Here is a 20193-nt window from a genome sequence, read left to right as displayed (position 1 = left end):
GCGGTCCCTTTTCCATGCGCAAGGGCACTTCATTTCATCCTCTGCCCTTGCGGCAGGGCACCACTCTGGCTAGCTCTAAGGCAAACCAGAAAAACAAGATGGCCCTTTGCGCATGACCCAATCTCCCGAAACCCTTTGCCATGCCCTGATCGAAGCCGCCCGCAAGGCAGGCGCCGATGCGGCCGATGCGATGGCCGCCGATGGCTCCTCGCTCAGCATTGAGGTCCGCGAGGGCAAGCTGGAGCATGCGGAACGCTCCGAAGGCACGGATCTGGGCCTGCGGGTCTTCATCGGGCAGCGTCAGGCGCAGGTCTCCTCTTCCGACAGCCGCCCCGAAACCATCGCGGCGATGGCCGAACGCGCCGTCGCCATGGCCCGCGAGGCGCCCGAGGACCCCTATGCGGGTCTCGCCGATAAGGATCAGCTGGCGCAGACCTGGGATCTGGCGGCGCTGGATCTTGTCGACCCGGCGGATGAACCCGCCCCCGCCGCCCTGCAGGACGACGCGCTGGCCGCCGAAGCCGCCTGCCAGGCGATCGAGGGGATCACCCAGGTGCAATCAGCTGCGGCCGGCTATGGGCGTCATACGGTCTATCTGGCCACATCCACCGGGTTTGCCGGGGGTTATACCCGCACCGGGCGCTCGACCTCCTGCACCGGGATCGCGGGCACCGGCACCGGGATGGAGCGCGATTACGACGGTGATTCCCGCACCTACCAAAGCGATCTGCGCAGCCCCGAGGAGATCGGCCGCACCGCAGGTGAGCGCGCCGTGGCCCGGCTGGGCGCCCGCAAGCCCAAGACCGGCAGCTACCCGGTGCTGTTTGACGAGCGGATCTCCTCTTCGCTGATCGGGCACCTGTTGTCGGCGGCCAATGGCGCCGCGATTGCGCGCGGCTCCTCCTGGCTGAAGGATTCGCTGGGACAACAGGTGCTGCCCGCCAACCTGTCGGTGATCGAGGATCCGCACCGCCCCCGCATTTCCGGCTCGCGCCCCTTTGATGGCGAAGGTCTGTCCACCCGCCGCCGCGCCATCATCGAGGATGGCGTGCTGACCGGCTGGACGCTGGATCTGGCCTCGGCCCGCAAGCTGGGCATGGAGAGCACCGCAAATGCCGCGCGCGGCATCGGTTCGGTGCCTTCGCCTTCGAACTGGAACATCGCGCTCAGCCAGGGCGCGCAAAGCCGCGCAGATCTGATTGCTGGCATGGGCACCGGTCTGTTGGTGACCTCGCTGATCGGATCGACCATCAACCCCAATACCGGGGATTATTCGCGCGGCGCCTCGGGCTTCTGGGTGGAAAACGGCGAGATCGCCTATCCGGTCAATGAATGCACCATCGCGGGCAACCTCCTTGAGATGCTGCTGCGGATCCAGCCCGCCAATGATGCCCGCAGCCACCTGTCGCGGGTGGTGCCATCGCTGCTGGTCGAGGGGATGGCGCTTGCCGGCAACTGAGGATGCGCAACGGAACGCGGTGACGGATCTGGAGCTGCTGATCCGCGCCGCCGAGGCCGCCGGAGAGATCGCCAGCCGCTACAGTGGGCCAGACGCGCGGCGCTGGGACAAGCCCGGCGGCCAGGGTCCGGTGACCGAGGCGGACCTTGCGGTCAATGCCCTTCTGGAAGAGATGCTGCCAGCGGCGCGGCCCGATTATGGCTGGCTGTCGGAGGAAACCGAGGACAATTCCGACCGGTTGCAGCGGGAGAGTGTCTTCATCATCGACCCGATCGACGGCACCCGCGCCTTTGCCGAAGGATCCCGCACCTGGGCGCATTCGCTGGCCATTGCCAAGGCCGGGCGGGTGACCGCCGCCGTCATCTACCTGCCCCAACGCGAGCGGATCTACACGGCCGCCCTTGGCGAAGGTGCCGCGCTGAACGGGCAGGCGATCCGGGCCACCGAGCTGACCGATCTGGCCCAGGCCGATGTGCTGACCGCACGCCCCAATCTGGCAGCACAGCACTGGCGGGACCGCCAACCCCCTGAGTTCAGCCGCAGCTATCGCCCCTCGCTGGCCTATCGCATGGCCAAGGTCGCCGATGGCCGCGCCGGCGCCATGCTGACCCTGCGCCGCAGCTGGGAATGGGACATCGCCGCGGGCGATCTGATCCTGCGCGAGGCGGGCGGGCAGACCAGCGACCGGTTTGGCAAGGATCTGCGCTTCAACAACCCGCGGCCGCAACTGGACGGGGTGGTGGCCGGCCCTCCGGCGCTGCATAAAGAGCTGATCGCGGCCCTGGATCCACAAGGCCCCGGCATCGACAGCTGAGGCGCCCTTTTGATCCGGCAAACCTGTGGTCCGCAAAACATGGAATGGATGACCTGACCCGATGGCCTTGCATGCTCACTCGCACCCGGACCAGCCGTCCCGCCCGGATGGAGAGCTTCTGTGGGTCCATGCAACCACGCCAGAGCGCTATCTGGCGCTTTGCGATCTCGGCACCCGGTTGAAACTGGCGCGCCCTGATCTGGTGGTCCTGGCCACCTGGGAAGCCGATATGATCGTCCCGCCCAACACCGAGGGCTGCGATATCGCGGCAGGGCTGCTGCCGATTGACCAGACAGCGGATGTGCGTGCCTTCCTCGACCATTGGCAGCCGGATTTCTGCATCTGGTCCGGCGGCAGGCTGCGCCGCACCCTGTTGCGACGGATGCGGGAACAAGAGATCGATGCCCTGTTGGTCGACATCACCGAAGAGGAGCTGCCCAGCCGCACCAGCCGCTGGCTGCCCGATCAGCGCAAGCGCATGCTGGAGGGCTTTTCCGCAATCCTGACCCCCGATCCTGCGGTCCGCGTTCAGCTGCTGCGCACCGGGCTGCCGTCGCAGAAGGTGCAACTGGCCGGACGGCTGCGGATCTCCACCACGCCGCCGGGCTGCAACGATGACGACCTGGAAGACCTGCACTCTGCCTTTGGCAGCCGCCCGGTCTGGCTGGCCGCCCATGTGCGCCCGGACGAGCTGCCCATGGTGCTGGAGGCCCATCGTATCGCGCTGCGCCTGTTGCACCGGCTGATCCTGGTGCTGTCGCCCGAAGGGGCTGCCACCCTGGGGCAGTTCCGCACCGCGCTCAGGGACAGCGGCTTGCAATTTGCCGATTGGGAGACGGGCGAGGAAACGGATGATTTCACCCAGGTGCTGCTGACCGATGGCGAGGATCTGGGCCTGTGGTATCGCCTGGCTCCGGTCTGCCTGATGGGTGGCAGCCTGTTGCGCGGGCGCGAAGGGCATTCGCCGCTGGATGCCGCCGCACTGGGATCGGCCATCCTGCACGGGCCGGGCACGGTACGCCACCAGGCGATCTACGCGCAGCTGGCCGAGGTCGGCGCCGCCGAATGCGTGTATACGACGCAGGAACTGGCCGAGATGGTGCTGCATCTGTCCGCCCCTGACATGGCCGCGGAAATGGCCCTGGCGGGCTGGCAGGCGGTGACCGAAGGAGCAGAGATGACGGATCAACTGATCGAGCATGTGCAGGATCTGCTGGATGCGCAGGAGGATCGCCATGCGGCCACCTGAATTCTGGAACGAGCCTCCGGGCGCCTTCGATCTGCGCGCCACGCTTCTGGCGCCGCTCGGCTGGATCTACGCCGCCGCGACCCGGTCACGTATCGCCAAGGGCACGCCCGAAGCAGTCGGCGTGCCGGTGATCTGCGTCGGCAATCTGAACGCGGGCGGCACCGGCAAGACGCCCACGGTGATCTGGCTGATCGAAACTTTGCGCGCCATGGGCCATAGCCCCCATGTGGTCAGCCGGGGCTATGGCGGCAGCATCACCGGCCCGGAAGAGGTCGATCCCAACCGCCACACCGCCTCGGACTGCGGGGACGAGCCGCTCTTGCTGGCGGCCTTTGCCGATGTCTGGGTGGCCCGCGACCGCGCCGCCGGGGCACGCGCCGCAGCGGATGCGGGCGCGACGGTGATCCTGCTGGATGACGGGTTCCAGAACCCCGCCCTGGCCAAGGACCTGTCACTGGTGGTGGTGGATGCGGCGCGGGGCTTTGGCAACGGGTGCTGCCTTCCCGCAGGCCCCCTGCGCGAGCCGGTGGCCGAAGGGTTAAGCCGCGCCGATGCGGTGCTCTCCATCGGCGCCCCTGCGGCGCAAGAGCGGTTCTCCCGTCTTTGGGGGGATCAGCTGCAAAGCCTGCCCCATGTCACGGGGCACCTTGCCCCCTTGCCCACAGGCATGCCCTGGCAGGGCACCCGCGTTCTGGCCTTTGCCGGGATTGGCTATCCGCAGAAGTTCTTTGACACGCTGAAAGCCCTCGGCGCCGATCTGGTCCGGGCCGAGGCGCTGGACGATCACCAGACCCTGCCCACGGCGCTGCTCACCCGGCTGGAGGCCGAAGCCAAGGCGCTGAACGCGCAGCTGGTCACCACCGAAAAGGACGCCGTGCGCCTGCCCGCGAGTTTTCGCTACAAGGTGATCACCCTGCCGGTGCGGCTAGAGATCGAAGAAGCAGATGCTTTGACGGATCTTCTGAAACGGGCAGCTCCACCGCCGCCCTAGGCACGAACAGAAAAACGTCTTGGCCTGCGTTGCGGACGAAGCTCACCTATGGTGCTTGCACCCTTGCTGTCAGGATCTTCAAGCTCGCCGCGCCGAAGCCAATCGCGAATGCACCTTCAAACCAGCGCCGCAGCCGCAAGTAGACAGCTGTCATGGCCTGTGACGAAAAGATCAGTGCATAGCCGTGGAAGACCAGAAAGCTCTGCAAGCCAACGGCGGCAATCACGATGGCCAGCTGGGCCACTTCCGTTCCCGGTGGAATGCCAAGCGAGAAGAGCGAGCCAAAGAACAGAATTGCCTTGGGATTCGTCAGATGCAGAGCAAGCCCCTTTGCATAAAGCGTAGGTTTGCCGCCCGTGAATGACCGCGTTGCTATGTTCTTCTGAGACAAGGCCGATCGCGCCGCCCTATAGGCAAGAAACATCAGATAAGCCGCGCCGAAGTAGCGGATCACCTCAAAGACCCATGCGTTTGCGAGCATAACCGCCCCAAGACCCAGAGCAGCGGCGACCGACCACATCAGCGAGCCGGTCGTGATCCCGGATGCAAGCGCCAGGCCTGACGTGCGGCCTGATGCCATCGAGGTGCCAGCAAGGGCAAGGGTTGCAGGACCGGGGCTGACCGATGCAACAAATGCAGCGAGGAGTATGAGCGGGAGGTTCACTTCTAAAGGCATTTTATGTCCTGACTGAAATTCCCTATCAGCTTTGGACAACTGCAGAAAAACGTCAAGCTGGCCTCAAAACGGAGCAACAGGATCTGCAGACATGACCAAAGAAAAACCCGGCCACCGGGGCCGGGTTTTCATGTCGTGTCTCTGGAACCGATCAGCCGTCCAGTTCGGCGTCGATCAGCGCCTTGAAGTCGACATAGGACTGGTTCTCGACCTTCTTGCCGTTCAGCACGAAAGAGGGCGTCGCGGTCACGTCATGCTCTTCGGCGTTTTCCTGATACCAGGTCACCAAGGTCTGCGCCTTGGTGCCGTCCTGCAGGCAGGCCTCCAGCTGGTCCTTCTCCAGACCCGCCAGAAGGCCGATCTTGCGCAGGGCATCAATGATCTCGGTGGCGCCACCAGCGCGCGCCCAGTCGGACTGCTGCTCAAAGATCAGGTCGGTCATGCCAAAGAATTTCTCAGGCCCGGCGCAGCGTGCGATCATCGAAGCCCAGAGGCCGTAACGATCAAAATAGACCTCGCGGTAGATGAACTTCACCTTGCCGGTGTCGATGTAATCCGCCTTCAGCTGCTTGTAGGGGCCAGAGTGGAAGTTGGCGCAATGCGGACAGGTATAGGAGGCATATTCGATCAGCGTCACCGGCGCATCCTCGGCGCCCTGCACCATCTCGACGATGGTCGAGGTGTCGACCTCACCCTCCTGCGCATAGGCGGCCCCGATCAGCGGATTTTCGGGCAGCCGGTTTTGGCCATTCAGACCAGAGATGGCATAGGCCCCGGCGGCCACGGCCACCACGGCAAAGACACCAGACATAAGACGGGTCATTCATACCCCTTTCGCATTGTTTTCTGTTTTGTAAGCACATTGCGCCCCAGCCGTTCCAGCGCGGCGCGCAGCCCTTCATCACCGACACCTTCGGCCACATGGGCGGCTTCGGCAACCGCCTCTGGGTCAGGCTGAACCGGGGCGGCCTGTTTCGGCGCATATTTGAACGAGACCTGTCCTTCGGAAAACCCGATCGGCGCGGTCTGGGTGATCAGCACCTTGGAAATCGCGTTGTAGCCATAGACCGCGTTCACCTTTTCCCGCAGCCGCTCCTTTTGCATCTCCAGCATCGGCGCATTGGAGCCGGTGGTCAGCACCGTCAGCGAGGCGCCAAAGGAGCTGCGCCCGTAGCCAACCTTGACGGGCCGCGCCATGGCGGCCAGATCGGTGCCGACGATCTCTTCCCAATGGGTCAGTAGACGCGACACCGCAAAGCCCCGGCTTTCGCCAGCCTTGCGGATCTGGTCGTTCAAAAGCTTGGAGGTCCGTGCGAATCCGCGTGTGCTGCTGCGTCTGACTGACATGACTGTGGTTTTGCGTGACTGTGCGCCCTATTGTAAAGGGTCCGTTTGCCGGGGCCAGCAAAACACGAGAGCAGGGGATAAACTATGCGTGACCTGAAAGAGGATACCGGTCAATTGGGCCGCGACCTGTTGAACTGGTACGACACCCATGCCCGCGTGATGCCCTGGCGTATCTCCCCGGCAGAGCGCGCTGCCGGGGTGCGCCCCGATCCCTACCGCGTCTGGCTGAGCGAGGTCATGCTGCAACAGACCACCGTTGCCGCCGTGAAGGATTATTTTCACCGCTTCACCAGCCGCTGGCCCACCGTCATGGATCTGGCCGCCGCAGCCGATGCCGATGTGATGGGCGAATGGGCGGGCCTGGGGTATTACGCCCGCGCCCGCAATCTGCTGAAATGCGCACGGGTGGTGGCGGATGATCTGGATGGCATCTTTCCCGACACCTATGAGGACCTGCTGAAGCTTCCCGGCATCGGCCCCTACACGGCGGCCGCTATTGCTTCCATCGCCTTTGACCGGCCCGAGACCGTGCTGGACGGCAACGTGGAACGGGTTATGGCCCGGCTGCATGACATTCACGCGCCACTGCCCGGATCAAAACCGCTCTTGAAAGAGCGCGCCGCCGAGCTGACACCGCAGGAACGCCCCGGCTGCCATGCCCAGGCGGTGATGGATCTGGGCGCCACCATCTGCACGCCCAAGTCCCCCGCCTGTGGCATCTGCCCCTGGCGCGACCCTTGTGCGGCGCGTGTTGCAGGCACGGCGGCTGAGCTGCCACGGAAGACCCCGAAAAAACCAAAACCCACCCGCCATGGCATCATCTACCTGGCCCGCAGCCCCGCCGGTGATTGGCTCCTGGAGCGGCGCCCGGACAAGGGGCTGTTGGGCGGCATGCTGGGCTGGCCCGGTTCGGAGTGGAACGAAGCACCGGACCCCGCTGCGCCTTTCGAGGCCGACTGGCAGGATCTGGGCGCCGAGGTGCGTCATACCTTCACCCATTTTCACCTGATCCTGCAGGTGATGCGGGCCGAGCTGCCGGAAGATTTTGCGCCCAAAACCGGGCAAGAGGTGATCGCCCGGCACGATTTCCGCCCCTCGGACCTGCCCACGGTGATGCGCAAGGCCTTCGATCTGTGGCGCGGCAGCCAGGGTAGCGCGGGGTGAGGCCATTCGCCTCTTGGGTTTGCGTTGGCACCGGCATAGGGTTCCCCCAGACGCGCCATGACATCATGGGAGAGCCATAAATGAAGACCCCTGGCATCGCTCACAAAATCGCACCTGACATCCTGCGCCGCTGGCAATCCGCCCTGCCCTTCTGGCTGTCCTTCCTGCTGGTCCCGCTGCTGTGGTTCTCGGCCCTGATGGGCAGCTGGTGGGTGCTGCTGACGCCCTTTGTGACCTGGTATCTCTTCGCGGCCCTTGATGGCGTCTTTGGTCTCAACCTCGACAATGCCGATCCCATGACGCCCGAGGAAGACCTGCGCTGGTACAGTCTCCTGACCATCGCCTGGGTTCCGATCCAGTTCCTGACGCTGTTCGGGCTGATCGCCTATGTGGCGCCCAGCGACACGCTGAATGCGCTGGAGAAATTCGCTATCTTCTTCGGGATGGGCGTGGTCAGCGGTACCGTTGGGATCAACTACAGCCACGAGTTGATGCACCAGCGCAGCAGGCACGAGCGTTGGCTGGCCGATATTCTGCTGGCGATGGTGCTTTATTCGCATTTCCGCTCCGAGCATCTTCTGGTGCACCACCGCTATGTGGGCACGCCCCGCGACCCGGTGACCGCGCGCTACAACGAGGGCTTTCACCGGTTTTACCCCCGCGTGCTGCGCGAATGCTGGCAATCTGCCTTTCGCGCCGAAAAGGAAAAGCTGGCGAAAAAGGATCGCCCCTGGACCGATCTTTCCAATCCCTTCTTCCGCTATTGGGCCCTGCAGGGCGCGATGCTGCTGCTGGCGATGCTTGTGGGCGGCTTTGCTGGGCTGCTGCTGTTCCTGGTGCAGGCGGGTGTCGCGATCTGGCAGCTGGAGCTGGTCAACTATGTGGAACACTACGGGCTGACCCGCAAACACCTGGGCGAAGGCAAGTACGAACATGTCCGCCCCTGCCACTCCTGGAACGCCGCGCATAAGGTCACGAACTGGCTGCTGATCAACCTGCAGCGCCATTCGGACCACCATTACAAGCCCGACCGGCGCTTTCCCCTGTTGCAGAACTATACCGAAGCAGACGCGCCGCAACTGCCCTATGGCTATCCGGTGATGACGGTGGCGGCGATGATGCCGCCGCTCTGGCGCCGGATGATGAATCCCCGGGTGCGCCGCTGGCGGCAGATGTATTATCCCGAAATCACCGATTGGACGCCCTATAATCGCGCCAAAAACCCGATGCCCCGTTGATAACGCGGCGCCCGCACCGCGCCTTGCGCGGTGCCAGGCCCAACGGGAGAAGGGCAGGACACTGCCCGCCGACGGGCGGGAGCATCACCGTTTCGCAAAAGATCAGGAGGCGCGGCTGTAGCGCACCCCTTCGGGCTTGTGGGCATCGAACTGGCTGGCGATGATCCGCGTCAGGGCGCGGCCCTCGGGCAGCACCGACAGCCCCTGTTCATCCAAGGACACCAGATCGCCAAACCGCGCCTGAATGGCTGCCATCTCGACGTCCAGGCTGCGCGCCAGATCGCCGTATTCCCGGATCAATGCGCGCCGGTCCAGATGGAAGTCGCACATCACCATTTCGATGGCACGGGCGCGCAGGTGATCCTCTTCGCTCATCTCGTGACCGCGCGCCCCGGCAAGCTGACCCTTTTCGACCCGCTCCACATAGGTGGGCGTCGCCGCTGTATTCTGAACATAGCCCCCGGCATAGCGCGAGATCGACGAGGCCCCCACCCCGATCAGCGTCGGGCAGCGATCGTCGGTATAACCCTGGAAGTTGCGGCGCAGGTGGCCGCTTTTGGCCGCGACGGCCAAACCGTCACCCGGCAGGGCGAAATGATCGATCCCGATCGTCTCGAATCCGGCGGCGCGGAACTGATCCCCCGCCAGGCAGGCCAGATCATAGCGTTCCGCGTCCCCCGGCAGCGCCGATTCGTCGATCAGCTGCTGGCGCTTGGCCACCCAGGGCACATGCGCATAGCCAAACAGCGCGATCCGCTCCGGCGCCAGGGTCAGCACCTTGTCCACCGTATCCGACAGGCGCGCGGCATCCTGATGCGGCAACCCGTAGATCAGATCGGCATTGAGCGAGGTGATTCCCGCCGCCCGCAGATCCTCGACACAAGAGAGGGTCACCTCGTAGGATTGATCTCGGCCGATCGCCGCCTGGACTTCGGGATTGAAATCCTGGATGCCGATGCTGGCCCGGTTCATGCCCACCTCGGCGAGGGCGGCAATCTTGTCACGATCCACAAGGGTCGGATCGATCTCCACCGAAAACTCCCAGTCGGGCGTTGGTTCAAAGACCGATTTCACCGCCGCCGCCAGCCGGTGAATCAGATGCGGCGGCAGGATCGTTGGCGTGCCACCACCCCAGTGCAGACGCCCCATCTGAACCCCCTTGGGCAGATGGGCCGCAATCAGGTGCAGTTCTTTTTCCAGCGTGCCGACATAGGCCTCCACCGGATCCAGACGCCGGGTGCCCTGCGTGCGGCAGGCGCAGAACCAGCACAGCCGTTCACAGAAGGGGATATGCAGATAGACCGAGACCGGAACCGCCGGATCCAGCGCTTCCAGATGTTCCACCTGTTCCGCAGCACCGACGTTTGGCGAGAAGACCGGCGCGGTCGGATAGGAGGTATAGCGGGGCACCCGGCTGTCGAACAGCCCAAGGGCGGCAAGGCGATCAATCTGTTTCATGCACCCATGCTTGGCCGCTTTGACCGCGTCCGACTTTGCGCAGGATCAAACCGCCCGCAAAATCTGCATCAGTCCCTTGGCCCGAGCATCGCTGCCAGCGCAAAACGACCCGGAGCAAGCGCCTGAATTCGCGCGAAATACACGCGCGCGCCCGGTGAAAAAAGAAATTGTCATATCTGCGTCATTTTGGGTTTGACGCCCCTCGCGACTCCGCTTATACGCCCTCTCCACGACACCTGCCCAGGTGGCGGAATTGGTAGACGCGCTAGCTTCAGGTGCTAGTGTCCGTATGGACGTGGAGGTTCGAGTCCTCTCCTGGGCACCATCATCCCGACATTCCCAGACCGATGACATCTCGACAGTAATCTGTCGGATCTGAGTGTGCGTCGCGCATGCGGGGCTGTTGCGCGCGCGCGGCTGTGCTAGGCATCTGGCATGATCCCCTCGCCAGACGGAGCGCCCAAGATGACCGAGACCCTGTTCGACCTGCCAAAAACACCCGCGATCCAGGTTCTGGGCGAGGCACGCAGCTACCCCATCGGGCGGATCTTCTGCGTCGGGCGCAACTACGCTGCCCACGCCGCCGAAATGGGCAATGAGGTCGACCGTGAGGCGCCCTTCTATTTCACCAAATCCGCCGCCAATGCGGTGCTCAGCGGCGCCACCGCTCCCTATCCGCCCGGCACTTCGGATTTTCATCACGAGATGGAACTGGCCGTGGCCGTGGGCGCGCCGCTGTTCCGCGCCAGCCGCGAAGAGGCCCGCGCCGCCATCTATGCCTATGGCTGCGCGCTCGACATGACCCGGCGCGATCTGCAGGGCCAGGCCAAGGACAAGCGGCGCCCCTGGGATCTGGGTAAGGATCTGGAACAGGGAACCGTTCTGGCGCCGCTCACCCGCGCCGCCGACTGGGATGGCCCGGCGGGAAAGAAGATCTGGCTCAAGGTCGATGACGTGCTGCGCCAGGATGCCAGTCTGGATGAAATGATCTGGTCGGTGGAGGATATCCTGTGCCACCTGTCCGGATACTACCACCTGCGCCCGGGCGATCTGATCCTGACGGGCACTCCGGCGGGGGTCGGCGCGGTCCAAGCCGGACAGGCGATCCGGGGCGGAATCGAAGGGTTGAGCGATGTCAGCTTGACCCTGAGCGAGGCCGAATAGCCGCGAATCCCTGCGCGCCCGCGCGACCGAGGTTCGAATCCGTCAAGATTTTGTGCGCTTGGTCCATTCCTGCGCAGGCCGACTTGCGCCTATCAAATGAAGGCTGCCTGACAATCGGAAGGGCCGCCTTGAGGAGGAGTCGGTAGAAATACGCAACCCCGCTTCCGCGGCGGTGGTCCGGAATGTCTTTTTTCATGGCTTCTGCGCCAATGAGAGATTGATCTTCACACGCCAAAATGTTGATATGTATCAATCAGCCCAAAATGACTCGAATTATGTAACATTCTTCGGCGCGGGTCTGAGAGGTGACTTGGGACCGGCCAATTCATGAGTGAAAAATGCATGATCTGCTGTTGATGGTTACAAATGCACCAAATAGCAGGAGGGCGAGCTGGTTCGTTTTGCGAACCTGTACGGGGTGAACGGGACCAATGAAGAAAGAAATAGGCAATATATTGCAATAATCTTAGTTGCCGGCATTATGTTGCTTGGAAATAGGGTCAAAGGGAGGAATCACATGACCACTCGCAGAAAGATTCTTGGCGCAGCAGGCGCAGCGGCCATCGCCGCAATGTGCGCCACGTCCGCCTTCGCTCAGGAGGTGACGCTGAAGCTTCACCAGTTCCTGCCCGCACAGGCCAATGTGCCGAAGCTGGTTCTGGACGTCTGGGCCGACAATGTTGAAGCCTCCTCGGGTGGCCGTATCAAGATCGACCGGTATCCCTCCATGCAGCTGGGCGGCAAGCCGCCGGAACTGATGGACCAGGCCATCGACGGCGTTGCCGACATCGTCTGGACCGTGGTCGGCTACACGCCGGGCCGCTTCCCGTCGACCGAAGTCTTCGAACTGCCCTTCATGATGACCAATGCGCGCGCCACCTCGCACGCCTATTGGGAAATGTTCGAGCGTCACATGAAGGACACCGAGTTCAAGGACGTCCACATCCTGGGGACCTGGGTGCACGGCCCCGGCATGATCCACACCTCGGATCCGGTTGAAACCCCAGCCGACCTGCAGGGCATGAAGATCCGCGGCGGTTCCCGCTCGGTCAACGCACTGCTGACCGAACTGGGTGCAACCCCGGTCGGCATGCCGGTTCCCGCCATCCCGGAAGGCCTGTCCAAGGGCGTGATCGACGGCACCACCATTCCGTGGGAAGTCACCACCGCGCTGAAGGTTCCGGAGCTGGTCGAGAACCACACCGAGTTCACCGGCAAGGCGCTTTACACCCTGACCTTCGTTCTGGCGATGAACAAGGACAAGTACGAAAGCCTGCCCGACGACCTGAAGAAGGCCATCGACGACAACTCCGGCCTGGAGTTCTCGGTCTTCGCCGGTGGCACCCAGGCAGATTCGGACGGTCCTGCACGTGAATTCGCGCTGGACAACGGCAACAACGTCATCACCCTCAACCAAGAGCAGACCGATGAATGGCGTGCTCTGGCCCAGCCGATCTACAACAAGTGGCTGGCCGACATGTCGGAAAAGGGTATCGACGGCCAGGCTCTGCTGGAAGAAGCAACCTACCTGATCGAAAAATACACTCCGCAGTACGTGAAGTAAGCGATACCATAGTCGAAGGGCCGCTGCGCACCCGTGCCGCGGCCCTTTGCGCACTCATATAGAGGTAAACACCATGCAAAAGCTCATGATGGGGTTGGCCAGGAAGATGGCTATTCTGGGCGGTATGGTCCTGGTTCTCCTGATTCTCCTGACCTGCCTGTCGATCATCGGCCGCCTGCTGAACGGCATCCTGCACGGAGGCTTCATGCAGGGGATTACGCCGGATCTTTCCAACTGGCTGATCAACTATATCGGGCCAATCAACGGCGATTTTGAACTGGTCGAAGCTGGCGTTGCCTTTGCCATTTTCGCCTTTATCCCGCTGTGCCAGATCACCTCCGGTCATGCATCGGTCGATGTGGTCGCCAATTCCTTTCCCCGCAAGGTGAACCGCTTCCTGCGCATGGTGGTGGCCCTCCTGTTTGCCATCGTTCTGGGCCTGATCACCGAGCGGCTCGCGGCAGGGATGATCGGGAAGTACCACAACGGCGAGACGTCTTTCCTGCTGGAGTTCCCAACCTGGTGGGCCTACGCGGCCAGCCTGTTTGCATCCTGCATGGCTGCGGTGGTCGCGTTCTATGTCGCGATCGTGCGCACAAACGAATTTATTACCGGCCGCATTGAGTTGTGGGACGGTGTGGAGGGTGAGCAGTGACAGCTCTTGAAATCGGAATTACCTCTTTTCCCATCCTGATGATCCTGATCTTCCTGCGGGTACCGATCGGATTGTCGATGTTCCTCGTCGGTCTCGTCGGGCTGATCCTGGTGACAGATGGCACCCAGGTTGCCTTTGGCCGGATGAAAAGCGAGACCTATTCGACCTTCTCCTCCTATTCGCTGACCATCGTGCCGATGTTCCTGCTGATGGGGCATTTCGCAACGCTTGGCGGCATGTCCTCGGCGCTGTTCAAGGCCGCGGCCGGCTTCCTCGGGCACCGAAAGGGCGGGGTCGCCATGGCCTCGATCGGGGCCTGTGCGGGTTTCGGCGCGATCTGCGGATCCTCGCTGGCCACGGCGGCCACCATGGGCCGCGTCGCCCTGCCGGAACTGCGCGCCTACGGCTATGCGGGCGGCTTTTCCACCGCGACACTGGCGGCGGGCGGCACCCTGGGCATTCTGATCCCGCCCTCGGTGGTGTTGGTGATCTATGCGATCCTGACCGAGCAGAATATCGCAAAGCTGTTCCTGGCAGCCTTCATCCCCGGCATCCTGGCCGCGATCGGCTATGTCGTCGCCATCTCGATCTATGTGCGCATGTTCCCCGATAGCGCGGGCACCCGTCCGGCCATCCCCTGGGCCGAGCGCATGGAAAACCTGGTCAAGGTCTGGCCGGTTCTGCTGGTCTTCGGCCTGGTGGTCGGCGGCATCTATGCGGGCTGGTTCACCCCGACCGAAGGGGCAGCCGTCGGCGCGTTCGGCACCGGTTTCATCGCCTGGCTCAATGGCGGTCTGAACCGCGAATCCCTGGTGGACAGTTTCATCGTCACGGCGCGTTCCACCGCGATGATCTTCTTCATCGTGCTGGGTGCCGGTTTCTACAATGGCTTCCTGGCCCTGACCAAAGTGCCGCAGGAACTGGCCGATTTCGTCGTCAGCCAGGGTCTGAGTCCCTGGGTGGTGCTGGCGCTGATCCTCGCCTTCTACCTTCTGTTCGGCTGCCTGATGGACAGCCTGTCGATGATCCTGCTGACCATTCCGATCTTCTTCCCGGTGATCTCGGCGATGGACTTCGGCCTGTTGTCCCTGCCCGCAATGCAGGCGGATGCAGCCATGGAGGTGCTGCGCAACGGGGTGCCCGACGGCATGGGGGCTGAAATGCTCGCCTCGATACAAGAGGCCATGGCCAACGGTATGGAGCTGACCCGCGAGCAGATGAAGGAACTGGGCATTCGCGTCACCGAGGGCCGCGTCAACCGGATCGAGGCGGAATATGTCGCCATCTGGTTTGGCATCCTGGTGCTGATCGTCGTCGAAGTGGGTCTTATCACCCCGCCGGTGGGCATGAACCTCTTCATCATCAACGCGATGGACCGCACCACCAAGATGATCGACACCTACAAGGCGGTGATGTTTTTTGTCGCCTCGGACATCATCCGGGTGATCATCCTGGTCGCCTTCCCGATCATTACGCTGCTGCCGCTGATGCTGCTGCACTAGCCGCTGGCAAAGCGAATCAACCGGCCTTGAAGCCCCCGCCATTTTCCATGGCGGGGGCTTTCCTGTTTCAGAAGCGGTACCGCAACACCGCTGGGCTCTTTCGGGCGGGGTGATACACAGCAATTTGTGCACAATAGTGCATTTTTTGCATGCGAAATGTTGCATTATTTTGCGACTGGTGCCTTAATCTGCCCAGGAAACGACTGCGTCGCCGGGGAGGGCCGCGCAGGCCATGGGGCTGATACAGCCCCTGACGGCACATCAGGGAGGAGCAAGGATGACACCCAGCGGCAATGCGGCAGGACTATTTGTGGACCGCCACCGGACAGAGCGCCCGGACAAACCGGCGTTCCGAGAGGCCGCAGGCGCTCAGCGCGAGATTTCATACGGGGAGCTGGCCGAGGCAACGGACCGGATGGCAGGCGCCCTGCGCCGTGCCGGGATCGCCCGCGAGACCCGCGCCGCGATGCTGGTTCTGGACCAGATCGAATTCCCGCAGATCTTCTGGGGCGCGCTGAAGGCCGGCGTGGTGCCGGTGCCCTTGAACACGCTCCTAGCCACCCCTGTCTATGAGGTCATCCTGAAGGACAGCCGCGCCACCATCCTCTTTGTCAGCGCGGAACTCTGGCCGGTGGTGGAACCTGTCATCGCCGCCTGCCCCGACCTGCAAAAGATCGTGGTGATCGGTGGCGACACGCCGGACGGCTGCGACAGCTATGAGGATTTCATCGCCGGAGCCGAGCCGCTGCCTGCGATCGACTGCTGCCCGGATGAAACCGCCTTCTGGCTCTATTCCTCCGGCTCGACCGGTCAGCCCAAGGGCGTGCGCCACGTCCACGGGGCGCTGGCGGCGACGGCGGAAACCTATGGAGACAAGGTGCTGCAGATCGCCGAGGACGACATCGTCTTCTCTGCGGCCAAACTGTTCTTCGCCTATGGCCTGGGCAACGGGATGACCTTCCCGCTGTCCGTCGGCGCCACCACCATCCTGTTCAACGGTCGCCCCACTCCGGATGTGGTCCTGTCCATTCTCGAAGAGCAGAAACCCACCATCTATTGCGGTGTGCCCACGCTTTATGCCGCGACCGTGGCAGCGCTGGAGAGTACGACCAAACCCGATGCGCCCCTGCGCCGCTGCATCTCGGCAGGCGAAGCCCTGCCCGAAGAGGTCGGCCGCAAGTGGGAACAGATCTGGGGTGTGGAGATCCTGGATGGTGTCGGCTCCACCGAGATGCTGCATATCTTCCTCTCGAATGCGCCGGGCGATGTGGTCTACGGCAGTTCCGGCATTGCGGTGCCCGGATACGAGCTGCGCCTGGTGGACGAGGCGGGCGCAGAGGTGACAGAGCCGGGAGGCATTGGCGAACTTCTGGTGCGCGGCGCCTCGGCCGCCGAAGGCTACTGGAACCAGCGCGGCAAAAGCCGGGGCACATTCGAGGGCGAATGGACCCGTACCGGCGACAAGTATGAGCGTGGCGAAGGCGGACGGTTCGTCTACTGTGGCCGCACCGACGACATGTTCAAGGTCTCCGGCATCTGGCTGTCGCCCTTCGAGGTGGAGCAGGCGCTGGTCGCCCACCCGGCAGTGCTGGAAGCCGCCGTGGTGCCCGCCCGCGACGAGGACGGCCTGGAAAAACCAAAGGCGCATATCGTGCTGAAAGACGGAACCGGGGATGACGCCCTGGCCGATGAGCTGAAGGCCTTTGTGAAAGAGAAAGTCGGCAAGTGGAAATACCCGCGCTGGATCGTCTTTGCCGAGGATCTGCCCAAGACGGCAACCGGCAAGATCCAGCGCTTCAAACTGCGAAAGGATGCATGATGGCTTTTGAATGGGGTGGAAGCGGCACCGTCGCGGTCGGCGGCGCCAATCTGGAATACGCTAGCCATGGCCCGGCACCGGACAAGGCGCCGACGCTGGTGCTGCTGCACGAGGGCCTCGGCTGTGTTGCCCTGTGGCGGGACTTCCCGGAAAAACTGGCGGCGGCCACCGGCTGGGGTGTCTTTGTCTATTCGCGCCAGGGCTATGGGCAGTCCGATCCCGTGACCCTGCCGCGCCCGCTTGATTTCATGACCCGCGAAGCCAAGGATGTGCTGCCGGAACTGCTGGATACCATCGGGCTGGAGCACGGTGTGCTACTGGGCCACAGCGACGGAGCGACCATCGCGGCGATCTATGGCGGCAGCGTGATCGATCACCGGGTGCGCGGGCTGATCCTGATGGCGCCGCATTTCTTCACCGAACCGGGTGGTCTGGCCGAGATCGCCAAGGCGAAAGAGGCCTATGACAGCGGCGAACTGAAGGAAAAGCTGGCGAAATATCACAAGGATCCCGACGGCGCCTTCCGGGGCTGGAACGATGTCTGGCTGGCCGAGGGCTTCCGCGACTGGGACGTGGCCGATGTGATCGACTACCTGCGCATTCCCGTGCTGGCGATCCAGGGCCGCGAAGATCAATACGGCACCCTGGCCCAGGTCGAGGTGATCGAGGAGCGCACCTATTGCCCCTGCGACATGCTGGTGCTGGAGGATTGCAAGCACAGCCCGCATCAGGATCAGCCGCAAAAGGTCATCGATGCCGTGGCCGATTTCACCAGCCGCCTGGCCCGGATCGAGGCCGCCGAGGTCGAGATCGCCTGACATGGCCCGCTTTCCGGATCCGCCGCATGCCCATGTCCCGGGCCAGACGCCCCGGCATCCGGAAGGCACCTTCGCAGCACTTTGCAATACCGTGCAAGCGCAACAGCCCCCAGGGGCTGTTTTTGCTTCGGACGCCTGGCGCGCCGGCCTGCAATTCCTGGAAACCGGATATTTCTGGGAAGCCCATGAAGTCTGGGAAGCGGTCTGGATGGCGCTTCCTGAAGGCACAGAGGCACGGCGGCTGGTGCAGGGCATGATCCAGCTGGCCAATGCCGAGCTGAAACAGGTGATGCAGCGCCCCAAGGCCAGCTTGCGCCTTTGCGAGATCGCCCTCACCCATCTGCAAGGTCTGGACCCAGACCTTTGGGACAGGGCCGGAATTCAGGAGACAGAGATTCGCAACCGGCTGGTCGATCTTCGTCAATCAAGGGCAAATTATGCACTATAATGCACACATAGACACTCAGGCTCGCTAAAACACCAAAATGTCCTGCATTATTTTGCCAATAACCGGCATTATTGTGCACATCCCTCTTTGCCGCGCCCAAAAGCTGCGGTAAGTTGCAAACAACAGAACTCAGGAGCGCGACATGCCCCAGGCAATCGATTTTCAGACCGACCCTTCGAAATACCGGCACTGGCGGGTGGAGTATGATGGCCCCATCGCCAACCTCTATATGGACGTGGATGAGGACGGCGGGCTGTTTGATGGCTATCAGCTGAAGCTGAACTCCTATGACCTGGGCGTCGATATCGAACTGGCCGACATCGTGCAGCGGATGCGCTTTGAACACCCCGAGGTGAAGGTGGTGGTCATGCAGTCCGGCAAGGAGAAGGTCTTCTGCGCGGGCGCCAATATCCGCATGCTGGGCGGCGCCAGCCACGCTCACAAGGTGAACTTCTGTAAATTCACCAACGAGACCCGCAACACCTTCGAGGCCGCCGAGGCGGATTCGGGTCAGAAATACATCGCTGCCGTTCAGGGCGCCTGCGCCGGTGGCGGGTATGAGCTGGCGCTGGCCTGCAACTACATCATGCTGACCAATGACAGCACGTCGTCGGTGGCCCTGCCCGAGGTGCCGCTCTTGGCGGTTCTGCCCGGCACCGGCGGCCTGACCCGCGTCACAGACAAACGCAAGGTGCGCCGCGATCTGGCCGATGTCTTCTGCTCGATCGAGGAAGGCGTCAAAGGTCAGCGCGCCGTCGACTGGCGCCTGGTGGACGAGGTGGTGCCGAACTCCAAGTTCGCAGACACCGTGGCCGAGCGTGCGAAAGAATTCGCCGAGGCCAGCAGCAAGGCAGACGGGCTGACCGGCATCACCCTGGGGCCGATTTCGCGCAGCTTTGGCGACAATGCCATCACCTATTCTCTGGTCGAGGTCGAGATCGACCGCGACGGTGGCCGCGCGACCATCACCCTGAAAGGCCCCGAGGCGGATGCCCCGGCGGACACCTCAGCGCTGCAGGCCGAGGGTGACCAGACCTACATGCTTCGCCTGGCGCGCGAACTGGATGATGCCATCCTGCACCTGCGCCTGAATGAGCGCGAGGTCGGCACCGTGGTGTTCCAGACCCAAGGTGACGCCGAGAAACTGCTGGCGCATGAGGCCCTGCTGCTGAACAACCGCGATCACTGGCTGGCGAACGAGATCCTGGCCTACTGGAAGCGCCTGTTGAAACGCATCGACATGACCTCCCGCTCGCTGGTGGCGGTGGTCGAGCATGGCTCCTGCTTTGCCGGACCGCTGGCAGAACTGCTGTGGGCCGTCGACCGCTCCTACATGATGCTGGAGGAATTCGAAGGCGACAATCGCCCGCTGGCCGCCGTGACCCTCAGCGAGGGGAACTTTGGCACCTACCCGATGGGCAACGATCTCACCCGCCTGCAGACCCGTTTCCTTGGCACCCCCGAGGCGGTCGAGGATCTGCGCGAACACATTGGTGAGCCGCTGGAGGCCGATCAGGCCGAGGAACTGGGTCTCATCACCTATGCCTTTGACGATATCGACTGGGAGGACGAGGTGCGTATCTTCCTTGAGGAACGCGCCAGCTTCAGCCCCGATGCAATGACCGGCATGGAAGCCAACCTGCGCTTTGCCGGCCCCGAGACGATGGAAACCCGCATCTTTGGCCGCCTGACCGCCTGGCAGAACTGGATCTTCCAGCGCCCCAATGCGGTGGGCAGCGATGGTGCCCTGCAGCGCTACGGCACCGGCCAGCGCGGCGAATACAACATGGAACGCGTGTAACCCGAGGATTTCAGCGGCAGCCGATA

The 20193-nt window shown here is 63.2% G+C and carries 18 protein-coding genes and 1 tRNA gene; 15 read left to right on the top strand and 4 right to left on the bottom strand.

The window, feature by feature from the left end; all coding sequences use genetic code 11:
* Positions 1–112 precede the first annotated feature (112 nt).
* The 4 genes from PXK01_RS06445 to lpxK all read left to right on the top strand — a co-directional run bounded on the left by PXK01_RS06445 (position 113) and on the right by lpxK (position 4513).
* Positions 113–1459 carry a TldD/PmbA family protein gene (locus PXK01_RS06445; protein WP_274859329.1) on the top strand — a complete coding sequence of 449 codons (1347 nt, stop codon included), beginning with the start codon at positions 113–115 and terminating at the stop codon, positions 1457–1459.
* The gene (locus PXK01_RS06440; RefSeq protein WP_274846965.1) at positions 1446–2273 is read left to right on the top strand and encodes an inositol monophosphatase family protein; all 828 of its coding nucleotides are present in this window, start codon (positions 1446–1448) and stop codon (positions 2271–2273) included. The genes PXK01_RS06445 and PXK01_RS06440 overlap by 14 nt, the downstream gene beginning before the upstream one ends.
* Before the next feature lie 61 nt (positions 2274–2334).
* The gene (locus PXK01_RS06435) at positions 2335–3522 is read left to right on the top strand and encodes a 3-deoxy-D-manno-octulosonic acid transferase (RefSeq protein ID WP_274846964.1); all 1188 of its coding nucleotides are present in this window, start codon (positions 2335–2337) and stop codon (positions 3520–3522) included.
* Positions 3509–4513 carry a tetraacyldisaccharide 4'-kinase gene (gene lpxK / locus PXK01_RS06430; RefSeq protein ID WP_274859327.1) on the top strand — a complete coding sequence of 335 codons (1005 nt, stop codon included), beginning with the start codon at positions 3509–3511 and terminating at the stop codon, positions 4511–4513. The genes PXK01_RS06435 and lpxK overlap by 14 nt, the downstream gene beginning before the upstream one ends.
* A 46-nt stretch (positions 4514–4559) precedes the next feature.
* Here the strand turns inward: lpxK and PXK01_RS06425 are convergent, their stop codons facing one another.
* The 3 genes from PXK01_RS06425 to PXK01_RS06415 all read right to left on the bottom strand — a co-directional run bounded on the left by PXK01_RS06425 (position 4560) and on the right by PXK01_RS06415 (position 6536).
* Positions 4560–5189, bottom strand: a complete 630-nt coding sequence (locus PXK01_RS06425) for a LysE family translocator (RefSeq protein ID WP_274859324.1) — start codon at positions 5187–5189, stop codon at positions 4560–4562.
* 151 nt (positions 5190–5340) lie between these two features.
* Positions 5341–6012, bottom strand: coding sequence for a DsbA family protein (locus tag PXK01_RS06420; RefSeq protein WP_274859322.1), 672 nt, complete (start codon positions 6010–6012; stop codon positions 5341–5343).
* The gene (locus PXK01_RS06415) at positions 6009–6536 is read right to left on the bottom strand and encodes a DUF721 domain-containing protein (protein WP_274846960.1); all 528 of its coding nucleotides are present in this window, start codon (positions 6534–6536) and stop codon (positions 6009–6011) included. The genes PXK01_RS06420 and PXK01_RS06415 overlap by 4 nt, the downstream gene beginning before the upstream one ends.
* An 84-nt stretch (positions 6537–6620) precedes the next feature.
* Between PXK01_RS06415 and mutY the strand changes: the two genes are divergently transcribed.
* The gene (mutY, locus tag PXK01_RS06410) at positions 6621–7700 is read left to right on the top strand and encodes an A/G-specific adenine glycosylase (RefSeq protein ID WP_274859321.1); all 1080 of its coding nucleotides are present in this window, start codon (positions 6621–6623) and stop codon (positions 7698–7700) included.
* Positions 7701–7780: 80 nt separating this feature from the next.
* On the top strand, positions 7781–8938 hold the full coding sequence (locus tag PXK01_RS06405) for an alkane 1-monooxygenase (RefSeq protein WP_274859319.1): 1158 nt from the start codon (positions 7781–7783) through the stop codon (positions 8936–8938).
* 102 nt (positions 8939–9040) lie between these two features.
* Here the strand turns inward: PXK01_RS06405 and hemN are convergent, their stop codons facing one another.
* Entirely contained in the window at positions 9041–10396 is a 1356-nt protein-coding gene (hemN, locus tag PXK01_RS06400) for an oxygen-independent coproporphyrinogen III oxidase (RefSeq protein WP_274859318.1), read from the bottom strand.
* A gap of 238 nt (positions 10397–10634) precedes the next feature.
* On the opposite strand from hemN, the gene PXK01_RS06395 reads away from it, so the two are divergent.
* The 9 genes from PXK01_RS06395 (at position 10635) to boxC (ending at position 20167) form a co-directional block, all read left to right on the top strand.
* Positions 10635–10721, top strand: a tRNA-Leu gene (locus PXK01_RS06395).
* 140 nt (positions 10722–10861) lie between these two features.
* A complete protein-coding gene (locus tag PXK01_RS06390) occupies positions 10862–11560 on the top strand; it encodes a fumarylacetoacetate hydrolase family protein (RefSeq protein WP_274859316.1) in 699 nt (232 codons plus the stop codon).
* A 517-nt stretch (positions 11561–12077) separates the two neighbouring features.
* On the top strand, positions 12078–13124 hold the full coding sequence (locus PXK01_RS06385; protein WP_274859315.1) for a TRAP transporter substrate-binding protein: 1047 nt from the start codon (positions 12078–12080) through the stop codon (positions 13122–13124).
* 73 nt (positions 13125–13197) lie between these two features.
* The gene (locus PXK01_RS06380) at positions 13198–13779 is read left to right on the top strand and encodes a TRAP transporter small permease (protein ID WP_274846954.1); all 582 of its coding nucleotides are present in this window, start codon (positions 13198–13200) and stop codon (positions 13777–13779) included.
* Positions 13776–15281: a TRAP transporter large permease gene (locus tag PXK01_RS06375; RefSeq protein ID WP_274859314.1), complete on the top strand. Its 1506-nt coding sequence runs from the start codon at positions 13776–13778 to the stop codon at positions 15279–15281. Before PXK01_RS06380 ends, PXK01_RS06375 begins: the two co-directional genes overlap by 4 nt.
* A gap of 277 nt (positions 15282–15558) precedes the next feature.
* On the top strand, positions 15559–17100 hold the full coding sequence (locus PXK01_RS06370) for a benzoate-CoA ligase family protein (protein WP_274859313.1): 1542 nt from the start codon (positions 15559–15561) through the stop codon (positions 17098–17100).
* The gene (locus tag PXK01_RS06365) at positions 17100–17918 is read left to right on the top strand and encodes an alpha/beta fold hydrolase (protein ID WP_274846951.1); all 819 of its coding nucleotides are present in this window, start codon (positions 17100–17102) and stop codon (positions 17916–17918) included. The genes PXK01_RS06370 and PXK01_RS06365 overlap by 1 nt, the downstream gene beginning before the upstream one ends.
* Before the next feature lies 1 nt (position 17919).
* Positions 17920–18366, top strand: coding sequence for a DUF309 domain-containing protein (locus tag PXK01_RS06360; protein WP_274859312.1), 447 nt, complete (start codon positions 17920–17922; stop codon positions 18364–18366).
* Positions 18367–18508: 142 nt separating this feature from the next.
* Entirely contained in the window at positions 18509–20167 is a 1659-nt protein-coding gene (gene boxC / locus PXK01_RS06355) for a 2,3-epoxybenzoyl-CoA dihydrolase (RefSeq protein WP_274859311.1), read from the top strand.
* The last annotated feature ends 26 nt before the right edge of the window (positions 20168–20193 follow it).

It is taken from the genome of Phaeobacter sp. PT47_59, from assembly GCF_028890025.1.
Lineage (GTDB): Bacteria > Pseudomonadota > Alphaproteobacteria > Rhodobacterales > Rhodobacteraceae > Phycobacter.
The sequence above is the reverse complement of the archived record's forward strand: the minus strand, read 5'-3'. Positions and strand labels throughout refer to the sequence as shown.

Bases quoted from the DNA above. Each gene is read 5' to 3' on its own strand.
- PXK01_RS06445 (WP_274859329.1), top strand. From the start codon at position 113: ATGACCCAATCTCCCGAAACCCTTTGCCATGCCCTGATCGAAGCCGCC.
- PXK01_RS06435 (WP_274846964.1), top strand. From the start codon at position 2,335: ATGGCCTTGCATGCTCACTCGCACCCGGACCAGCCGTCCCGCCCGGAT.
- lpxK (WP_274859327.1), top strand. From the start codon at position 3,509: ATGCGGCCACCTGAATTCTGGAACGAGCCTCCGGGCGCCTTCGATCTG.
- PXK01_RS06425 (WP_274859324.1), bottom strand. From the start codon at position 5,189: ATGCCTTTAGAAGTGAACCTCCCGCTCATACTCCTCGCTGCATTTGTT.
- PXK01_RS06420 (WP_274859322.1), bottom strand. From the start codon at position 6,012: ATGACCCGTCTTATGTCTGGTGTCTTTGCCGTGGTGGCCGTGGCCGCC.
- PXK01_RS06415 (WP_274846960.1), bottom strand. From the start codon at position 6,536: ATGTCAGTCAGACGCAGCAGCACACGCGGATTCGCACGGACCTCCAAG.
- mutY (WP_274859321.1), top strand. From the start codon at position 6,621: ATGCGTGACCTGAAAGAGGATACCGGTCAATTGGGCCGCGACCTGTTG.
- PXK01_RS06405 (WP_274859319.1), top strand. From the start codon at position 7,781: ATGAAGACCCCTGGCATCGCTCACAAAATCGCACCTGACATCCTGCGC.
- hemN (WP_274859318.1), bottom strand. From the start codon at position 10,396: ATGAAACAGATTGATCGCCTTGCCGCCCTTGGGCTGTTCGACAGCCGG.
- PXK01_RS06390 (WP_274859316.1), top strand. From the start codon at position 10,862: ATGACCGAGACCCTGTTCGACCTGCCAAAAACACCCGCGATCCAGGTT.
- PXK01_RS06385 (WP_274859315.1), top strand. From the start codon at position 12,078: ATGACCACTCGCAGAAAGATTCTTGGCGCAGCAGGCGCAGCGGCCATC.
- PXK01_RS06380 (WP_274846954.1), top strand. From the start codon at position 13,198: ATGCAAAAGCTCATGATGGGGTTGGCCAGGAAGATGGCTATTCTGGGC.
- PXK01_RS06370 (WP_274859313.1), top strand. From the start codon at position 15,559: ATGACACCCAGCGGCAATGCGGCAGGACTATTTGTGGACCGCCACCGG.
- PXK01_RS06365 (WP_274846951.1), top strand. From the start codon at position 17,100: ATGGCTTTTGAATGGGGTGGAAGCGGCACCGTCGCGGTCGGCGGCGCC.
- PXK01_RS06360 (WP_274859312.1), top strand. From the start codon at position 17,920: ATGGCCCGCTTTCCGGATCCGCCGCATGCCCATGTCCCGGGCCAGACG.
- boxC (WP_274859311.1), top strand. From the start codon at position 18,509: ATGCCCCAGGCAATCGATTTTCAGACCGACCCTTCGAAATACCGGCAC.